General features: G+C 65.3%; 21 protein-coding genes. 3 read left to right on the top strand and 18 right to left on the bottom strand.

Annotation, left to right across the window (positions count from 1 at the left end; genetic code table 11):
- The coding region (locus CH339_RS25450) for an integrase core domain-containing protein (protein WP_146610090.1) at positions 1-147 on the top strand (147 nt) is incomplete at its 5' end.
- A gap of 283 nt (positions 148-430) precedes the next feature.
- On the opposite strand, the gene ureG is transcribed toward CH339_RS25450, so the two are convergent.
- The 18 genes from ureG to CH339_RS18040 all read right to left on the bottom strand — a co-directional run bounded on the left by ureG (position 431) and on the right by CH339_RS18040 (position 16,988).
- Complete coding sequence (ureG, locus tag CH339_RS18125; protein ID WP_111435789.1) at positions 431-1,054, bottom strand: urease accessory protein UreG; 624 nt, start codon at positions 1,052-1,054, stop codon at positions 431-433.
- Positions 1,051-1,728, bottom strand: a complete 678-nt coding sequence (locus CH339_RS18120) for an urease accessory protein UreF (protein ID WP_245408168.1) — start codon at positions 1,726-1,728, stop codon at positions 1,051-1,053. The genes ureG and CH339_RS18120 overlap by 4 nt, the downstream gene beginning before the upstream one ends.
- The gene (locus CH339_RS18115; protein WP_111435788.1) at positions 1,725-2,006 is read right to left on the bottom strand and encodes a YrhK family protein; all 282 of its coding nucleotides are present in this window, start codon (positions 2,004-2,006) and stop codon (positions 1,725-1,727) included. Before CH339_RS18115 ends, CH339_RS18120 begins: the two co-directional genes overlap by 4 nt.
- Positions 2,007-2,027: 21 nt before the next feature.
- The gene (gene ureE, locus CH339_RS18110; RefSeq protein ID WP_111435787.1) at positions 2,028-2,585 is read right to left on the bottom strand and encodes an urease accessory protein UreE; all 558 of its coding nucleotides are present in this window, start codon (positions 2,583-2,585) and stop codon (positions 2,028-2,030) included.
- Positions 2,586-2,999: 414 nt separating this feature from the next.
- On the bottom strand, positions 3,000-4,712 hold the full coding sequence (gene ureC, locus CH339_RS18105; protein WP_111435786.1) for an urease subunit alpha: 1,713 nt from the start codon (positions 4,710-4,712) through the stop codon (positions 3,000-3,002).
- 43 nt (positions 4,713-4,755) lie between these two features.
- A complete protein-coding gene (locus CH339_RS18100) occupies positions 4,756-5,250 on the bottom strand; it encodes a GFA family protein (protein WP_111435785.1) in 495 nt (164 codons plus the stop codon).
- A 183-nt stretch (positions 5,251-5,433) separates the two neighbouring features.
- Positions 5,434-5,739: an urease subunit beta gene (locus CH339_RS18095; RefSeq protein WP_111435784.1), complete on the bottom strand. Its 306-nt coding sequence runs from the start codon at positions 5,737-5,739 to the stop codon at positions 5,434-5,436.
- 9 nt (positions 5,740-5,748) lie between these two features.
- On the bottom strand, positions 5,749-6,051 hold the full coding sequence (locus CH339_RS18090) for an urease subunit gamma (RefSeq protein WP_111435783.1): 303 nt from the start codon (positions 6,049-6,051) through the stop codon (positions 5,749-5,751).
- Positions 6,052-6,076: 25 nt separating this feature from the next.
- Positions 6,077-6,934: an urease accessory protein UreD gene (locus CH339_RS18085; protein WP_170138572.1), complete on the bottom strand. Its 858-nt coding sequence runs from the start codon at positions 6,932-6,934 to the stop codon at positions 6,077-6,079.
- A 95-nt stretch (positions 6,935-7,029) separates the two neighbouring features.
- Positions 7,030-7,725: an urea ABC transporter ATP-binding subunit UrtE gene (gene urtE, locus CH339_RS18080; RefSeq protein ID WP_111435781.1), complete on the bottom strand. Its 696-nt coding sequence runs from the start codon at positions 7,723-7,725 to the stop codon at positions 7,030-7,032.
- Between the two features lie 180 nt (positions 7,726-7,905).
- The gene (gene urtD / locus CH339_RS18075; protein ID WP_111435780.1) at positions 7,906-8,664 is read right to left on the bottom strand and encodes an urea ABC transporter ATP-binding protein UrtD; all 759 of its coding nucleotides are present in this window, start codon (positions 8,662-8,664) and stop codon (positions 7,906-7,908) included.
- Positions 8,665-8,673: 9 nt separating this feature from the next.
- Complete coding sequence (gene urtC / locus CH339_RS18070; protein ID WP_111435779.1) at positions 8,674-9,822, bottom strand: urea ABC transporter permease subunit UrtC; 1,149 nt, start codon at positions 9,820-9,822, stop codon at positions 8,674-8,676.
- Entirely contained in the window at positions 9,819-11,447 is a 1,629-nt protein-coding gene (urtB, locus tag CH339_RS18065; RefSeq protein ID WP_111435778.1) for an urea ABC transporter permease subunit UrtB, read from the bottom strand. Before urtB ends, urtC begins: the two co-directional genes overlap by 4 nt.
- Before the next feature lie 106 nt (positions 11,448-11,553).
- Positions 11,554-12,852 (bottom strand): urea ABC transporter substrate-binding protein, encoded by a 1,299-nt coding sequence (gene urtA / locus CH339_RS18060; protein WP_111435777.1) that lies wholly within the window; start codon positions 12,850-12,852, stop codon positions 11,554-11,556.
- 373 nt (positions 12,853-13,225) lie between these two features.
- Positions 13,226-13,804, bottom strand: a complete 579-nt coding sequence (locus CH339_RS18055) for a hypothetical protein (RefSeq protein WP_146610233.1) — start codon at positions 13,802-13,804, stop codon at positions 13,226-13,228.
- Between the two features lie 147 nt (positions 13,805-13,951).
- Positions 13,952-14,215, bottom strand: a complete 264-nt coding sequence (locus CH339_RS18050; RefSeq protein ID WP_111435775.1) for a FeoB-associated Cys-rich membrane protein — start codon at positions 14,213-14,215, stop codon at positions 13,952-13,954.
- Between the two features lie 3 nt (positions 14,216-14,218).
- Positions 14,219-16,741 (bottom strand): ferrous iron transport protein B, encoded by a 2,523-nt coding sequence (feoB, locus tag CH339_RS18045; RefSeq protein ID WP_111435774.1) that lies wholly within the window; start codon positions 16,739-16,741, stop codon positions 14,219-14,221.
- A complete protein-coding gene (locus CH339_RS18040; protein ID WP_111435773.1) occupies positions 16,728-16,988 on the bottom strand; it encodes a FeoA family protein in 261 nt (86 codons plus the stop codon). The genes feoB and CH339_RS18040 overlap by 14 nt, the downstream gene beginning before the upstream one ends.
- Positions 16,989-17,172: 184 nt before the next feature.
- Here CH339_RS18040 and CH339_RS18035 point away from each other — a divergent pair, with 184 nt between their 5' ends.
- Entirely contained in the window at positions 17,173-17,487 is a 315-nt protein-coding gene (locus CH339_RS18035; protein ID WP_111435772.1) for a hypothetical protein, read from the top strand.
- A 155-nt stretch (positions 17,488-17,642) separates the two neighbouring features.
- Complete coding sequence (locus CH339_RS18030; protein WP_111435771.1) at positions 17,643-18,434, top strand: DUF4198 domain-containing protein; 792 nt, start codon at positions 17,643-17,645, stop codon at positions 18,432-18,434.
- Positions 18,435-18,472: the final 38 nt, after the last annotated feature.

Below are 18,472 nucleotides of genomic sequence, written 5' to 3'. Positions count from 1 at the left end.
TTCGACACCCCCGAGCACCTGGCCAACGAGCTCATCGAATATATCATCTACTACAACGAGTTCAGGCCCCACCAGGCAATCGGAAACATCCCGCCAAAGACCTTCGCCGAACAAAAGAAAACCGAACAGCCATCACCGAATTCGTGAACTTGCACAATTGCGAGCGCAGCGAAGCAATCCAGAAACGGCCTATCGAATGGGCAACGACATACAGTACTGATGAGGGCATTGGCCCCCGGCTCTCCGCTTCGCTACGGCCGGGGTGACGGCGGAGTAGTACGCAGCCGAACTTACCGGTCCGCAAACGCCGCTCTGGATCGCCGCGTCGGCCTTCGGCCTCCTCGCGATGACGATCATGGTGTTGACGGCGTCGTAGCGAGAGCGAAGGGATCCAGAAAGCCACACGGACGGGCCTTCCGCCCTCGCACCCTCACCCCGCGCTCAGCCCGCCCGCTTCCTCGATGAACGCCACCACGTCCTTGACGCCTTTGCCGTCGGTGACGACGGTGAACAGGAACGGCCGCTCGCCGCGCATCTTTTCCGCGTCCCGTGCCATCACTTCGAGGCTCGCACCAACGAGCGGGGCGAGATCGATCTTGTTGATGACCAGGAGGTCGGAGCGGGTGATGCCCGGGCCGCCCTTGCGCGGGATCTTGTCGCCGGCCGACACGTCGATGACGTAGATCGTGATGTCGGCAAGCTCCGGCGAGAAGGTGGCGGCAAGGTTGTCGCCGCCGGATTCGATGATGACCATATCGAGGTCGGGGAATGCCGCCTGCATGTCGGCGACGGCGGCAAGGTTGATCGAGGCGTCCTCGCGGATCGCCGTGTGCGGGCAGCCGCCGGTCTCCACGCCGGTGATGCGTTCCGGCGGCAGCGCGCCGGACCGGGTCAGGAACTCCGCATCTTCGCGGGTATAGATGTCGTTGGTGATGACGGCGACGGAGTAGCGATCGCGCATCGCCTTGCAGAGCGCGTCGGTGAGCGCCGTCTTGCCGGAGCCGACCGGCCCGCCGATGCCGACCCGGAGGGGCCCGTTATGGGTGTCCGTCATGAGCGGAAGAGCCTCGTATGCTGGGTTTCGTGTTTCATTGAGGAAAGATCGGCAAGGAGCGCCCCGTTGGCGACGTCGTCGAGCCCGGTTTCGAGCGCCCGCGCCGCCGCCTGCGCCACCAGCGGCATCAACGCAGCGGTGATCCGCTGACCGTCGGTCTGGCCGAGCGGCACCAGCCTGACGGCGGCCGAGACGAGATTGGCCGCGAACGCCTGCAGAAAGGCGCGGGCGGCAAGCTCCACCGGAACCTTATGCCCCGCCGCAACGGCGCCGACGGCGACGGGATAGGCATAGGGCCCGCCGAACGCGGCCTTCAGGGCATCGAGAGCCGGCGTCGGCCAGGCAGCCTCCGTCACCTTCAAAAACGCGGCCCCTTGCGCGTGGCTTTCCAGCGCCAGCTCCGAGGTGCCGACAAAGGCGGCGGCGAGTTCGGCCACTTCCGAAAGCGCCACATGATTATCGGACAGCGCTGCCCGGTGCGCATGGCCCAGAAACACGGTGTCGGAAAAGCCGCCACCGAGCTCAACGATATCGGCGATCCAGGCCTTCGCCGTCGCCGCGTCGCGCACCGCTCCCGCCTCCACAGCCTGGTCGAGACCATGGCTGTAGGTGTAGGCGCCGACCGGATAGGCCGGCGACAGCCAGGTCATCAGGGCAAGCAGCGGATCGCTCACCGGTTCAGCCTTTCGGCAAGGTCGTCATAGTCGCCCATGGAGAGGTATTGCAGCTCGCGGGCGAGCCGCAACGAGGGCTTGGCCAGGAAGAACAGCGAGCCGAAGACGAAGCACCAGATCGCCGGGTTCTCCAGCGACTTCCAGAAAAACAGGACCGAGCCGACCAGGAACAGGACGGCAGCCAGGAAGTCGACGCAGGTATGGGCGATCTCGTAGAGGGCGTAGATGCGTTCGTGGCGCGGCGATTTCGAGCGGTTGCGGGAATCGAACAGCGTCATGAAGGCCCTCGGTTTGTCCGGTCAGCCGTGCGAATGCGGATGGCCGCGATGTTGGTGGTCGTGGGAATGCCCGTGACCGTGGCCGTCATCGTGGTCATGGGAGTGACTGTGCCCATGGTCGTGGCCGTGGGTGCGGCCGTAGCCATAGGCGCCGCCCTCCGGGTTGAACGGCTCCTCCACATGGCGAACGGTCGCGCCGAGCTTTTCGACCATCTCCTCGATCACATGGTCGCGCTCGATCAGCAGCCGGTCGGGATCGATCTGGACCGGCAGGTGCCGGTTTCCCAGATGATAGGCGAGCCGGACAAGGGCGTGCGGGTCCGAAACGGTGACTTCGGCCAGCGCTTCCTTCGCGGCAGTAACGGCGATCAGAGTGCCGTCGCCGGCCTCCAACAGGTCGCCGTCCTTCAGCACGGTCGCTTTCGGCAGATCGACCAGCAGTTTTTTGCCCGAGGCAGTGGTCAGCACCTTGCGGCGCAGATAGCGGCTCTCATAGTCGAGAAGCACGCTGTCGGCTGCCGTCGTCCCAGCCGCGGTTTCTGCATCGACGACGCTGCGTGCGGTGGTCATGTCAGTCATTGCCGCGCTCCCTTTGTTGCAGAGTGGCCGATATCCACGCCGACTCCCGCGATACCGAAGCGCCCGCTGGATTGCCGCGGCCGCTCCGCAGCCTCGCAATGACCTTGAATTTTTTGCGCAAACCCAACAAGCGCCGTCATTGCGAGCGAAGCGAAGCAATCCAGCTTATTGGTAGGGCCTCCGAACACGCGCCTTGTCCCTGCCGCCATCTTCCGCGTCATTGCCGGGCTTGACCCGGCAATCCATGAGGCGGTTCGGAAAGGACCGAAAGGCCGTATGGACCACCGGGTCGAAGCCCGGTGGTGACGCAGAGCGGGATGCGGACGGAGCGCGAGAGCCTTTGCTGACGGACCGTGGGCCATTGCGGCACGCAATTTTGTCATGGTCGCCACTGCTCTCCCCTGCCTCTGGTCCTCAGAACAAGAAATACCGCTGCGCCATCGCCAGTTCCGCGGCGGGCTCGCAGGTCAGGAGTTCGCCATTGGCGCGGACCTCGTAGGTCTCCGGGTCGACGTCGATTTCTGGCGTTGCCGCGTTCAGCACCATGGAGGCCTTGGAAATGCCGCCGCGGGTATTGGAGACGGCGACAAGCTCCTTCTGCAGCCCCAGCGTCTCCTTGATGCCGGCGGAAAGCGCGGCCTCGGACACGAAGGTGACGGAGCTTGCCGTCAGCGAGCGGCCGAAGGCGCCGAACATCGGCCGGTAGTGTACCGGCTGCGGCGTCGGTATCGAGGCGTTCGGGTCGCCCATGGGCGCTGCCGCGATCGTTCCCATCTTGATGACGAGGTCCGGCTTGACGCCGAAGAAGGCCGGCGACCACAGCACCAGGTCGGCGAGTTTGCCCACTTCCACGCTGCCGATATGGGCCGACATGCCGTGGGCGATGGCCGGGTTGATGGTGTATTTGGCGATGTACCTCTTGACCCGAAGATTGTCGTTGTCGCCGGTCTCGTCCGGCAGCCGGCCGCGTTGCTTCTTCATCTTGTCGGCCGTCTGCCAGGTGCGGATCAGCACCTCGCCGACCCGGCCCATGGCCTGGCTGTCCGAGGCGATGATGGAGAAGGCGCCCATGTCGTGGAGGATGTCCTCCGCCGCGATGGTTTCCTTGCGGATGCGGCTTTCGGCAAAGGCGATGTCCTCCGGGATCGAGGCATCGAGATGGTGGCAGACCATCAGCATGTCGAGGTGCTCATCGACCGTATTGACCGTGTAGGGCCGCGTCGGGTTGGTCGAGGAGGGGATGACGTTCTGCTTGCCGCAGACCTTGATGATGTCCGGCGCGTGGCCGCCGCCCGCGCCCTCGGTGTGGAAGGCGTGGATGGTGCGGTCCTTGAAGGCCGAGACGGTATTTTCCACGAAGCCGGATTCGTTGAGCGTGTCGGTGTGGATCATCACCTGCACGTCCATGTCGTCGGCGACCGACAGGCAGCAGTCGATGGCCGCCGGCGTCGTCCCCCAGTCCTCGTGCAGCTTCAGGGAGCACGCCCCGGCCTCGACCTGTTCGACGAGGGCCTCCGGCTTCGACGCGTTGCCCTTGCCGGAAAGCGCCAGGTTCATCGGAAAGGCGTCCGCCGCCTGCAGCATGCGCCCGATATGCCAGGCGCCGGGCGTGCAGGTGGTGGCGAGCGTTCCGTGCGCCGGGCCGGTGCCGCCGCCGAGCATGGTGGTGACGCCCGACATCAGCGCTTCCTCGATCTGCTGCGGGCAGATGAAGTGGATATGCGCGTCGAAGGCGCCGGCGGTCAGGATCTTGCCCTCGCCGGCAATCGCCTCGGTGGACGGGCCGATGATAATGTCAACTCCCGGCTGGATGTCCGGATTGCCGGCCTTGCCGATCGCCGCGATGCGCCCGTCCTTCAGGCCCACATCGGCCTTCACGATGCCTGTGGCATCCACGATCAGCGCATTGGTGATGACGGTATCGACGGCGCCCCCCGCGCGCGTCACCTGGGATTGCCCCATGCCGTCGCGGATCACCTTGCCGCCGCCGAATTTCACTTCCTCGCCATAGGTGGTGAGGTCCTTTTCGACCTCGATGACGAGGTCGGTATCGGCCAGCCGCACCTTGTCGCCGGTGGTCGGGCCGTACATGGCCGCATAGGCGGCGCGGGAGATCTTTGCGGGCATTTCTTATCGTCCCTTCGGGAAGGTGTTCCTCGAAAACAAAAACTCAGTCGATCCAGAGGCTCCGGCTCCGGTGCCAGTCCTCGATCGATTCCGCCGGATAGGCGTCGAAAAGCTGGTCGTTCGGGCCGATCTGCGGCTCGACCCAAGAGGCCTTGGAGGAAAGCATCAGGTGGACGCTTTCGGGCGGCACCGGCAGGTCGGTGTCGATGGCAGACGCGAACGGGTGGACGAGGTCCGGCCAGGCCTCGTCAGAAACCCAGAGCGCCGAGCCGCATTTGGTGCAGTAGCGCCGCTCGCCGGAGCTGACCTCGCAGGTGCCATCGTCGCGATGGATCCTGGCGTGGAACACGCCGATGGCGTGCGCTCCCTCGACCTTCAGCGTTCCCGCATCGCCCATGATGTTAATGGCATAGCCGCCGCCCCCGCCGGTCTTTCGGCAGATCGAGCAGTAGCAGCGCTGGTAGGGATAGGGCGTATGGCTTTCCACCGTGAAATGCACGGCGCCGCAATGGCAGGAGCCCTTAAGCGTCATCGGCATGGCCGGATTCCCGTCGTTTTTTTCACGGCGTCATTGCGAGGCCGCGAAGCGGCCGCGGCAATCCAGACGGCGGTGCAGCAAGCCGACGCTGTTCTGGATTGCTTCGTCGGCTTTCCTTGGGCTCGCGTCACGCGCCGCTCCCCGTCCTTCGGACTCTCGCAAGGACGGGCGAACGAGACACCACTACAGCGCCCCCATGACCTTCTGGTTGAACCCGTAAACCTCGCGCTTGCCGGCGAGCGGCACCAGCGTCACCTCGCGCGACTGGCCCGGCTCGAAACGCACGGCCGTCCCGGCCGCGATGTCGAGCCGCATGCCGCGGGCCTGGTCGCGGTCGAAGTCGAGCGCGGGGTTGGTCTCGAAGAAATGGTAGTGGGAGCCGACCTGCACCGGCCGGTCGCCGGTATTGGCGACGGTGAGCGTCACGGTCGCGGCGCCGGCATTCAGTTCGATCTCGCCTTCCGCGGCGAAGATTTCTCCGGGGATCATGGCTGTCTCCTAGCGGATCGGGTCGTGGACGGTGACGAGCTTGGTGCCGTCCGGGAAGGTGGCCTCGACCTGAACGTCGTGGATCATCTCCGCCACGCCGTCCATCACCTGCTCGCGCGTAATCACGCCGGCGCCGGCGGCCATCAGATCCGCGACGCTGGTGCCGTCGCGCGCGCCCTCCATGACGAAATCGCTGATCAGGGCGACCGCCTCCGGATGGTTGAGCTTGACGCCGCGCTCCAGCCGGCGCCGCGCGACCATCGCCGCGACGCTGATCAGCAGCTTGTCCTTTTCCCGTGGTGTGAGGTTCACGTTATCAACTCCCTCAAAAAATCCGTCAGCATGCCCAAACACGTGGCAGCGAAACCGGGGGCAGCGAAACGTCGCCCGCCCCGGCAAAACTAGCAAGAACTTCGGTCAGCAGGAACTGCAGATCACGCCGCAACCGATCGCCCGTTTCCCCGACCAGCCGGGCGACCAGAACCGGCCCGATGCGGCTGCAGGCGGCCTCCGACGACAGCCCGCCGGTCAGGTCACGCCAGGTCGAAAGCCGCACCTCGGCGTCAAGCCCGACATAAAGCAGCGTCGCGACCGCAAGCCCGCCGCCGGCAATCGCCGGACGCCTCAGCGCATCGCCGACCGGCCCGTCGATGGCGAAGCGGTCGGCAAAGACCAGTTTGCCGGCAAAGCGAATCCGCCAGCCGTCCGAGACGAGGCCGGTTTCGACCACCTCGCCCATTGCACGCCGCCCGAAGACGAGGCTTTCCGTGGCGAGCAACCGGCCGCCCGGGGCGACGTCGGCGCGGGTCGTGCGCCGGATCGCGCCGCCGTCGAAAAAGATCGTTTCCTGCGGCAGCCAGAGACCGAGGGCATCGTCGGCAACGGTCAGGTGCGTTGCCACTTCGGCGACATCGGCCGAGGCCTTGTAGACCCGCTCCGCCGCCTGCGAGGTGACGGACGCGGTCGTCCCGGCGCCCCAGGTCACCTCCGAGCCGATCCGGTCGCCGCCGGTAAGCCCGCCGGAGGTGTTGATCAGGACGGCCTCGGCGCTATTGCAGAAGACCCGGGGAAACCGCGCCTTCATGCAGCCGGACTGGAAGAGGTCGTCGATGACCGTCTTGTCCCCGCGCCGCTTGAAGGCAATCCGCGCCGTGCCCGCGGAGCGCTGGGCTCTGAGCAGCGACGTTTCAGGCATTTCGGAAATCGCGGCGGCCATGGCGGAAACCGAAGGACAGGAGGTTTTCTCTCCTAGCACGGCGCGACCGGCTTCGTCACGACGGGCAAACAACGTCAGACCGTGAGATGGCGCCGGATCTCGTCTTCCGGCACCTCACCCATCTCGCCGGCAACGACGATCTCGCCCCGGTCCATGACGGCAAAGCTGTCGGCGAGGTCGCGGGCGAATTCGAAATATTGCTCGACCAGCAGGATCGCCATGCCGCCGCGATCGCGCAGGAGCGCGATGACCCGCTCGATGTCCTTGATGATCGACGGCTGAATACCTTCCGTCGGCTCGTCGAGCACCAGCAGCTCCGGCTTGGTGACGAGCGCGCGGGCGATCGCCAGTTGCTGCTGCTGGCCGCCGGAAAGGTCGCCGCCGCGCCGACCCAGCATGCTTTTCAGCACCGGAAAGAGCTCGTAGACCTCCTCGTCGATCTTGCGCTCACTGCGCGGCAGGGCGGCAAAGCCGGTCTCAAGGTTTTCTTTCACGGTCAGCAGCGGAAAGACGTCGCGCCCCTGGGGCACATAGGCGATCTTGGCCCGCGCCCGCTCAGGCGGCCGCATGCCGGCAAGGTTTTTGCCGTTCCAGACAATGTCGCCATTGGCGACCGGATGCTGTCCGACGACGGCCCTCAAGAGGCTCGTCTTGCCGACGCCATTGCGGCCGAGCAGGCAGGTGACCCTGCCCTTGTGCGCCGTCAGCGACACCTCCCACAGGGCCTGCGCGGCGCCATAGAACAGATCGATTTTCTTGACCTCAAGCATGCATTTGACCCGCTAACGCGCGTTGTACTGTGACGGACTCGCCGTCATTGCGAGGAGGCTTTGCCGACGAAGCAATCCAGAGCGGCACGCTCGGAGCCTGTGGCCCCTGGATTGCCGCGCTCGCTTCGCTCGCTCGCAATGACGGCAATGCGTTGGCGAATGCCGTCATCAAACGTCCTCCTACCGCCCCAGATAAACCTCGATGACCTTGTCGTCGTTGCTGACGTCGTCCATCGAGCCTTCGGCCAGCACGTGGCCCTCATGCAGCACCGTCACCTTGACGCCGAGGTCGCGCACGAAGGTCATGTCGTGTTCCACGACCACCACCGACTGCTCCTTGGCGATCTCGCGAAGCAGGACCGCCGTCTCGGCGGTCTCGGCATCGGTCATGCCGGCGGCCGGCTCGTCGACGAGGAGGAGCTTCGGCTCCTGGGCGAGCAGCATGCCGATCTCCAGCCACTGTTTCTGGCCGTGGCTGAGATTGGCGGCGAGTGAGGCGCGCCGGTCCTTCAGGCGGATCGTCTCCAGGATCTCGTCGATCCGCTCCGCCTCGTCGGCCCGCGTCGCCCCGAAGAGGACGTTGAAGACGCGCCGGTCGGTCTTCAGGGCGAGTTCCAGATTGCCGCGCACGGTGTGGCTTTCAAACACCGTCGGCTTCTGGAACTTCCGGCCAATGCCGAGTTCGGCGATGTCCGCCTCGTCGAGCTTGGTGAGATCGGTGTGGCCGGCGAACAGGATGTCGCCCTCGTCGGGGCGGGTCTTGCCGGTGACGACGTCCATCATCGTCGTCTTGCCGGCGCCGTTCGGGCCGATGATCGCCCGCATCTCGCCCGGCGCGACGACGAACGAGAGATTGTTCAGCGCCTTGAAGCCATCGAAGCTGACGGTGACGTTGTCGAGATAGAGGATCGAGCCGGCGGCAAGCTGTTCGCTGGTCATCGCGCCCTCCTATTCCGCCGCCTGGGAGGCTGGCTTGGCAGGTTCGTCACCGGATCGCTTGCGGCGCGAGACCTTGCCCCAGCCCTGGCGCACCGCTCCGACGATGCCCTGGGGCAGGAACAGGGTGACGAAGACGAAGAGCCCGCCGAGGGCGAACAGCCAGGCATCGGGCAGCGCGCCCGTGAAATAGGTCTTGGCGTAGTTGACGAGCACCGCGCCGATTACCGGACCGAACAGGGTGCCCCTGCCGCCGACGGCGACCCAGATGACGACCTCGATGGAATTGGCCGGCGCGAATTCGCTCGGATTGATGATGCCGACCTGCGGCACGTAGAGCGCGCCGGCGACCCCGGCCATGGCGGCGGAAAGGGTGAAGACGAAAACCTTGTAGGCCTCAACCCGGTAGCCGAGGAATCGGGTGCGCGATTCCGCATCGCGGATGGCGATCAGCACCTGGCCGATGCGCGAGCGCACCAGCATCCGGCAGATGAGAAAGCCGAGGCCGAGGGCGATCGCCGAGGCGATGAACAGTCCGGCCCGCGTGGTGCCCGCCTGCAGGTTGAAGCCGAGGATATCCTTGAAATCGGTCAGGCCGTTATTGCCGCCGAAGCCCATATTGTTGCGGAAGAAGGCGAGCATCAGCGCGAAGGTCAGCGCCTGGGTGATGATGGAGAGATAGACGCCCGTCACCCGGCTGCGGAACGCGAACCAGCCGAAGACGAAGGCGAGCAGCCCCGGCACCACGACCACCATGATCATGGCGAACCAGAACTGGTCGAAGCCGTGCCAGAACCAGGGCAGTTCCTTCCAGTCGAGGAACACCATGAAGTCCGGGAGTTCCGGATGGCCGTAGACGCCGCGGGTGCCGATCTGGCGCATGAGATACATGCCCATGGCGTAGCCGCCGAGGGCGAAGAACGCGCCGTGGCCGAGGCTGAGGATGCCGACATAGCCCCAGATCAGGTCGACCGAGAGGGCCAGCAACGCATAGCAGAGATATTTGCCGACGAGCGCCACCGCATAGGTCGACACATGCAGCGGATGGCCGGCCGGCAGCGTCAAATTGGCGAGCGGCACCAGAATGGCGACAGCGGCAAGCAGAACGAAGAACGCCACCGCATAGCGGTCGAGCGATCTCATGAGAAGCCCGGACATCATTGCTCCACCGCCCGGCCCTTGAGGGCAAAGAGGCCGCGCGGGCGCTTCTGGATGAAGAGGATGATGAAGACCAGAACGAAGATCTTGGCCAGCACCGCGCCGGCATAGGGCTCCAGGAACTTGTTGGCGACGCCGAGCGTCATGGCGCCGACGAGCGTGCCCCAGAGATTGCCGACGCCGCCGAAGACGACGACCATGAAACTATCGATGATGTAGGACTGGCCGAGATTGGGGCTGACATTGTCGATCTGGCTGAGCGCAACGCCGGCGATCCCGGCGATGCCGGAGCCGAGCCCGAAGGTCAGCTTGTCGACCCAGCCGGTGCGGATGCCCATGGAGCCGGCCATCGGCCGGTTCTGGGTGACGGCGCGCATCTGCAGGCCGAAGGCGGTGTAGCGCATGACGAGCATCAACAGCGCCAGCACGGCGAAGGAAAAGAACAGGATATAGACCCGGTTATAGGTCAGCGTCAGCTCGCCGAGCTTGAAGAAGCCGCTCATCCAGTCGGGCGTTCCGACCTCCCGGTTGGTCGGCCCGAAGATCGTGCGCACCGCCTGCTGCAGGATCAGGCTGATGCCCCAGGTGGCGAGCAGGGTTTCTAGCGGCCGGCCGTAGAGAAAGCGGATGACGCCGTGCTCGATCGCCATGCCGATGAGGCCGGCGATCAGGAAGGCGAGCGGCAGGGCGATGAAGAGGGAATAGTCGAACAGCCAGGGCGCGGAGGTGCGGATCAGCTCCTGGACCATGAACGTCACATAGGCGCCGATCATGATCATCTCGCCATGGGCCATGTTGATGACGCCCATGACGCCGAAGGTGATGGCAAGGCCGATGGCGGCGAGCAAGAGGACCGAGCCGAGGCTGAGGCCGTAAAAGACGTTCTGGGCGGCGCCCCAGAGTTCCAGCCGGTTCTCGATGCCCGTGACCGCTTCTTTCGCCGCCTCGGCAACAGGGCCTTCGCCGTTGGCAAGGCCCGTGAGGACGGACAGCGCGTCGCGATCGCCGCGGCTTTTCACGACGGCGATTGCCGCGATGAGGTCCTCGTCCGGGCTGCCGTTCTCAAGCACGATGGCCGCCCGCGCCTGCTCCATCAGCAGCTTGACGTCCGGGTCGGTTTCCTTGGCAAGGGCCGCGTCGAGCACCTCAAGGTCGTCGTCGTCGCGGCTGAGGAAGATGGATTCGGCGGCATCCCCGCGGATCGCCGCATCGGGGCTCATCAGGGTCAGCGTACCGATGGCCGCCGAAATGGTCCGCCGCATGCGGTTGTTGAGGCGGATCTTCTGCAGCGCCTTTTCCGGCACCGTGCCGAGATCCTCGCCGGTCACCGGATCGCTGATCGCCATCCCGTCGGCGGTTTCCCTGGCCAGCACGACCCGGTCGCCGGATTTCATCGTGTAGAGGTCGCGGTTGCCGAGCGCCTTCAGGATGGCGACGGCGCGCATGTCGCCGGAGGCGCCGAGCTTTTCGATCGCCTCGACCTTGGGGTCGTATTTCCGGTTGGAGAATTCCTGCACCAGCGGTGCCAGGTCGGCCTCCGCCGCCGCGACCGGGGCGACACTGGCGAGCGCCAGGATAATAACGGCGAGAACTGCTGGAAACAGCCGGGAAATGCCGGTGGACGTCATCAATTCGAAGCCCCTTGGCGGAAAGGCGGGCAAGGGGCGAAAGGTGCCCCCTGCCCGGAAGTGTAGATGCGACGGGGGCCTCGCCCCCGCCGCCGGGGAGGAAGGGTTATTCGCCCTGGCCGCCGCACTTGCCGGTGGCAACGTTGAAGTTGCCGCAGGACATGGGCTTGCGCCAATCGGAGATCAGGTCCTTGGAGCCCGGCAGGTAGTCGGACCAGGCATCGCCGACGACGGTGCCCGGGGTCTCCCAGACGATCTCGAACTGGCCATCGTCCTGCACTTCGCCGATCAGCACGGGCTTGGTCAGGTGATGGTTCGGCATCATGGTGGCGGTACCGCCGGAAAGGTTCGGCACGGAGATGCCGATCATGGCATCGGCGACCGCGTCGGTGTCGGTGGTACCGGCCTTCTCGACCGCCTGCACCCACATCTTGAAGCCGATCACGTGCGCTTCCATCGGGTCGTTGGAAACGCGGTCCGGGTTCTTGGTGTAGGCCTTCCAGGCTTCCACGAAGGCATCGTTCTCGTCGCTCTCAACGCTCTGGAAGTAGTTCCAGGCGGCCAGGTGCCCGACCAGCGGCGCGGTGTCGAGGCCGGCCAGCTCTTCCTCACCGACGGAGAAGGCGACGACCGGGATATCCTCGGCCTTGATGCCCTGGTTGGCGAGTTCCTTATAGAACGGCACGTTGGCATCGCCGTTGATGGTCGAGACGACGGCGGTCTTTTTGCCGGCGGAGGCGAACTCCTTGATCGAGGCGACGATCGTCTGCCAGTCGGAATGGCCGAACGGCGTGTAGTTGATCATGATGTCTTCCTCGGCGACGCCCTTTGCCTTCAGGTACGCCTCGAGGATCTTGTTGGTGGTGCGCGGATAGACGTAGTCGGTGCCGGCCAGCACCCAGCGCTCCACCTCGGCTTCCTTCATCAGGTAGTCGACGGCCGGAACCGCCTGCTGGTTCGGCGCCGCGCCGGTGTAGAAGACGTTCTTGGAGCTTTCCTCGCCCTCGTACTGGACGGGGTAGAAGAGGAGGCTGTTCAGTTCCTCGAACACCGGCAGCACGGACTTGCGCGACACCGAGGTCCAGCATCCGAAGACCACGGCGACCTTGTCGTTGGAGATCAGTTCACGCGCCTTTTCCGCAAACAGCGGCCAGTCCGAGGCGGGGTCGACGACGACGGCCTCGAGCTGCTTGCCGAGCACTCCGCCCGCCTCGTTCTGCTGTTCGATGAGCATCAGCATGACGTCCTTGAGCGTGGTCTCGGAGATCGCCATGGTGCCGGAAAGCGAATGAAGAATGCCGACCTTGATGGTGTCGGCGGCGTGTGCCGCCGTGCCCCAGGCAAGGCCCGCACCGACCGCGAGCGCCGCCGCGGTCCGGGTGAGGGCGGAAGAGAAATGCGACATGTATTACCTCCAGGGAGAAATGGCTGTTACCAAGACCCGGAGATAGCAACCGCCATGCCATCCGCCCCGGCGGCCGGGCGGTAGTGCTTAACCGGTTATTAAATATATCTTTCTTGCCGCTTTTTACGCTTTTACCGCGCGCGACGCCGCAAGGCTGCCTTTCGGTGGTGCCGGTAAAGCTTGTGCAAAAACCCGTATCAGCGCCTAATGAATGTGCATGTAAGGGATTGCGCATAAATTAGACACCGCCGCCGGACGGGCTCCCGGTCTCAAAAACGAGGGAATCTGTCGAATGGCCGAGGGGTCGCGGGCGCTCGGTAGCCTTTTCGCGTGCTCCGCGTCATTCGTGCCGCAAAGAAAGGCAGATCCGCCCTCACAGCGCCGTGGTTCGGGACCCGTGCGGCAGGGTGCAGCGCACGACCGCCTCGATGAGGCTTTCGGCAAACGCCGCCTCGGCCTCTGTTCCCGCCCCTTGCGTGGCGAGATAGACCTCGATGCCGAGATAGGCGAACCGGTCCTCGCACCAGATCGCCTGCGGGATCTCGGCAAGCGCCACCGGAAAGGCGTGCGCGTCGTCGGCCTCCGCGGCGGTGTCGGCAACGAGCCGGATGCATCTGACGGGCGCGGCCAGGGCCATCGCCTCGCCCGCTATCCGGACGAGCGTGGCCGGATCGCCGGAAAAGACGTCGGCGCTAAGGCCCTGCGCATCGATGCCGCTGTGCAGGTCGATGAGGCGCCGGTGGTGCGGCTCGACATGGTCGAGGATCTGGCCGTAGAGCGCGCCGTGGCGCAGCAGGAACGCCTCGCGCTCTTCTGGCCGCGGCCGCATGCCGGAAATGCCTTCGGCAATCCGCAATGTCGCAAAGCGGGTCGGATCGAGGTGCCTGGCGACCGCCTCGCCGAAGGCGCGTTCGTCGCGGTGGACGCCGATGACGAGGAGCGTTTCCGGCAACAATGCTTTTCCAAAGAACCGCGCCGGCATCTCCGCCTCACCCGTCTCGAAGCGCGCGGCCGGGCGACGACAGCAGCCTCGCGACCGACCCGGAAAGACCGCCGGGCGGAACGATGACGGGTGCCCTCGCCGAGCTTATCGCGGTCGTCATGGCTTCGTCCTGTAGCCGTCGCCTTCCAGAACCCGCGACATGGCGGCCTTGTCGGCGACCGGCTTCATCTGGCAGCCCTTGGTGCCGCAGCCGCCGCAATCGCCACGCCGGCGCCAGAGCCGGCGGTAGAGATAGAAGACCGCGGCGGCAACGATGAGGCCGAGGACGGCATAGTCGAGGAGCCCCTGGGCCTCGTGGCGTTCCAGGATGATGGCGCCGGAGGCCGGCGCCTCGGTGGTGGCAGTGGTTTCACCGGCCATGGGTCAAGTCCTTAGCGAGGGCCGGTGCGCCATCGTCGGCAGGAAGGCGCTGCGCCGGCGCCGGCCGAACAGCCCGACGACGATGAGGAGCGCCAGCGAGCCGAAATAGACCGCGGTCATCGCCTCTATACCGCTCGCCCCCGTCGCCTTGCCGATAGAGTAGACCGCGCTGGAAACGGTAAGCCCGAGCACGGTCGGGAACAGGATGGAGAACATCATCCACTTGTAGGAGCCGGTCTGGATCTTGACCATGACGGTGGTCGCCAGGCACGGCGGATAGAGCGCAAAGAACAGGATCATGGAGACCGCAAGCAGCGCGGTGGCGCCGGCCGCCGTCGTCTCGGCCCCCATCCGGGTTTCCAGGCTGGCGTTCTGGTCCTCGTCCTGCTGGAACAGCACACCGAGGGTGGCAACGCTCGATTCCCGCGCCGCAAAGGACGACAGCAGCGCGACATTGATCTTCCAGTCGAAGCCGGCGAACTGCGTTACCGGCTCCATGCCGCGGCCGATCGTGCCGAGCAGCGAGGAACGGATGCGCTCCTCCTTCATCTCCCGGCGCAGCGTCTTGCGGGTCGAGACCAGGCTGCGCAGCGCCCGGCTCGCCGCCTTGGCATCGGCATCGCCGCGCGGCGGGCGGACCAGCGCGTAGAATGCCGGGTTCGCCGCCTCGAAGCTGTCGTTGACGGCGCTCGAAGCGGAGGCGCCGCTGGCGTTGAGCTTGGCCCGCTTGTAGTCGTTGGAAAAGTTGATCAGCCCGACGACGTTGCTGCCCGTTGCGATATCGGCATAGGCGTTGCCCGCCATCTTCGTCTCGAAGGTGGCGATCGCCTTCGCGCCCTCGGTCTGGAAATGCGCCCAGCGTTCGTCGGAAAGGCCGGGGAACTGCAGCAGCGTGAAGACGACGACGGCGACCGCGATGACGATGGTGCCGACCTTCTTGACATAGAGCCAGGTGCGGTCGACCGCACGGCGCACCACGCCCTTCACCGTCGGCAGGTGGTAGGTCGGCAGTTCCATGACGAAGGGCGAGGTCTCCTGGCCGGAGAGCACGGTCTTGGTCAAAAGCTTGGAGACCAGCAGCGCGAAAATCACCGTGATCGTCGAGATGTAGAACATCATCAGCGACCTGTTCTCGACGAAGAAGATGCCGAGCAGGAGCGTGTAGAGCGGCACCTTGGCGAGGCAATTCATGAACGGCACGGCGAAGATCGTCGCCATCCGCGCCCGGTTGTCGGGAATGCCCTTGGTCGCCATGACGCCGGGCACCGCGCAACCGCCGGCAAAGACGCCGCCGAGGATCAGCGGCAGGGTGCTCTGGCCGTGCAGGCCGAAGCGGTGCAGCACCTTGTCGAGGATGAAGGCGATCCGCGCCATGTAGCCGGAGTCTTCCAGCATCGCGATCAGCGCAAAGAGGATCAGGAAGATCGGCACGTAGTTGAGGAGCGTGTTCGCCGAATCGACCAGCCACAGCCCCATCGAGCGGATGTAGGGATCGGTCAGGAACCCGGCGTCGGGCAGCAGGCCGGCGATGAATTCGCGGGTATGGGCGAGCAGCGGCCAGGTGTACTCGGTCAGCTCATAGCCCCAGACGATCGCCACCTGGTAGATCATGAAGACGGTGAAGACGAGGAACAGCGGCGCCGCGAAACGATTGAGCACGAACCGGTCGATGCGTTCGGTAACGGTGCTGCCGGTTTCCCGGGTTCCAGCCATGAACACGCCGTCGAGCAGGGCCCGCACCGCCCGGTCGCGGCAGGCAACCACGTGGTCGGGGACGTCGATGCCGCGGGCAGTCGCGAAGGCGGCGGCGCGAAGGCCCGCATCGGCGATCAGCGCGTCGGCGGCATCCCCCGCCAGGCGCTGGCGGACGATCTCGACAGCGCGCCGGTCGTCCTCAAGCAGCTTCAGCGCCAGCCAGCGCCCCGGAATATCGGCAAGCGCCCCGTGGGCGCCGGACGCGGCCTCAAGCGCGGCGATGTCGGTTTCCAGGTCGCCATAGTCGACCGAACAGCGGGCCGGGGCATGGGTGCCCGAAGCGGTCCGGATCGCGGAGCGCAGGGCCTCGCGGCCCTCGCCCTTGCGGCCGACCGTTGCCACCACCGGGACACCGAGGCGCTCCGACAACAGGTCGCGATCGATCTGCGTGCCGCGGCGCTCCACCACGTCCATCATGTTGAGCGCCAGCACCGTCGGCAGGCCCATTTCCGTGAGCTGAAGGGTGAGGTGCAGGGAACGCTTCAGGTTCGAGGCATCGACCACATTGACGGTGACGTCGGGCTTTTCGATCAAGAGGAAGTCGCGGGCGACGCGCTCTTCCAGCGAAAACGAGGTCAGGCTGTAGGTGCCGGGAAGATCGACCGCCGTGACCTTGCCGGAGGCGTCGCGATAGACGCCGTACTTCTTGTCGACGGTGACGCCGGGATAGTTGGCAACGTGCTGCCGGGCCCCGGTGAGCACGTTGAAAAGGGTGGATTTGCCGGCGTTCTGCTGGCCCGCGAGCGCAACCAGCAAGTCACTGTTCGTCATTGTCGAAAACCTCGATCGTGGCTGCTTCCTGGCGCCGCAGCGAGACGTTGGCCGCCTCGAGTTTGAGTTCGATCGGATCGTTGAGGGGCGCGCTGCGCACCACCAGGACGTCCACGTTCGGCATCAGGCCGAGATCCATCAGCCGCTGCCGCACCGCACCGCTCGAATGATGGCGCCGGATACGCACGCGGCATCCGGGCTTGATGTCGTTGAGCGAGCGAAAGGAAACGGCAGGTGTGTGGAGCATCAAAAGGTCCGATCGACGGCGGCCATGGCCGCACCGGGAAAAAAGCAGCCGGTGTTCCGATTAAAGTCAGACCATTAGCGATTGGTCAAATGACATTCGGTCGCATTTGCAGGGCCGGAAGCGCCATCTAGGATACACGATATCCTGGTATTGCGTCTCATTTGCAGAAAGAAGGAAGCCTGTTATGCGCGCATTCGTCCCCATCCTCGTCGCGGCCACAACCCTTGTCGCGACCAGCGCCCTTGCGCACACGCCGCTGTGCTCCTGCTACGACAATGGCGACGGCACGGTGCTGTGCGAAGGCGGCTTCTCCGACGGCTCCTCGGCGTCCGGCGTCCCCATCAAGGTCTTCGACGCCTCCGGCAAGGTCGTGCTGGACGGCAAGATGAGCGAGAACTCCGAATTCGAGTTCGACAAGCCGGACGGCGACTACAAGGTCCTGTTCGACGCCGGCCCGGGCCACGAGATCGAGATCGACGGCAGCGACATCGTCGAATAGCGCCGGCCGTCGCTGAAGCGGCACCAATTCCAACCAATTCGGCCATCCGCACCGGCGCCACGACCGCCGGAGCCTGTCGTGCGCGCCGATGCGCCGGCCGAAAAACGATCGACATCCACGACCAACCACCGACACAAGAACCGGAGACCGACCCAATGAAAGCACCCGTCGTCGCCCTGACCGCAGCCGCCCTTTTCGGCGCGGCAAGCGCTGCCGAGGCCCACTTCCAGCTCGTCTACACCCCCGAGGTGATGCTGGAAAACCCGGCCGAAATTCCCTTCAAGCTGGTCTTCGGCCACCCGATGGAAAACGGCCATGTCATGGACATGGGCATGCCCGAAGCCTTCACCGTCACCTTCAAGGGCAAGACCACCGACCTGAAGGACACATTGAAGGAAATCACCTGGAAGGGGGCCCACAACGACGCCAAGGCCTATGAGACCACCTACAAGGTCCGCCGCAACGGCGACTACGTCTTCGCACTGACCCCGGCGCCCTATTACGAGGGCAGCGAGGACATATTCATCCAGCAGATCGCCAAGGCCTATGTGAACAAGGGCGCCATGCCGACCTCGTGGAACGAGCCGCTCGGCCTTGCCACCGAGATCGTGCCCCTGACGAAGCCCTACCAGACCTATGCGGGCGGCACCTTCACCGGCCAGCTCCTTGCCGACGGCAAGCCGGTCGCCGGCGCCGAATGCGAGATCGAATACATCAACCCGGTGATCGACATGGACGGCAACGCCTTTGCCAGGGAGGCGAGCGGCCCGGTGCCGGCGAGCGCCATCGTCGCCATCACCGATCCGAACGGCATGTTCACCTTCGGCATTCCGCGTCCGGGCGTCTGGGGCTTTGCCTGCCTGGGATCGGGTCCCGACAAGGAGCACGAGGGCAAGGAACTCTCCCAGGACGCGGTCCTGTGGATCAATGCCGGCACGCTGGAATAACGCCTGCCCTTGAAGGCCGCGCGCGCCTCGGCGCGCGT

This window comes from Rhodobium orientis, from assembly GCF_003258835.1.
GTDB lineage: Bacteria > Pseudomonadota > Alphaproteobacteria > Rhizobiales > Rhodobiaceae > Rhodobium > Rhodobium orientis.
Note: the sequence above shows the minus strand (reverse complement) of the source record. Positions and strands in the feature narration are given on the sequence as shown.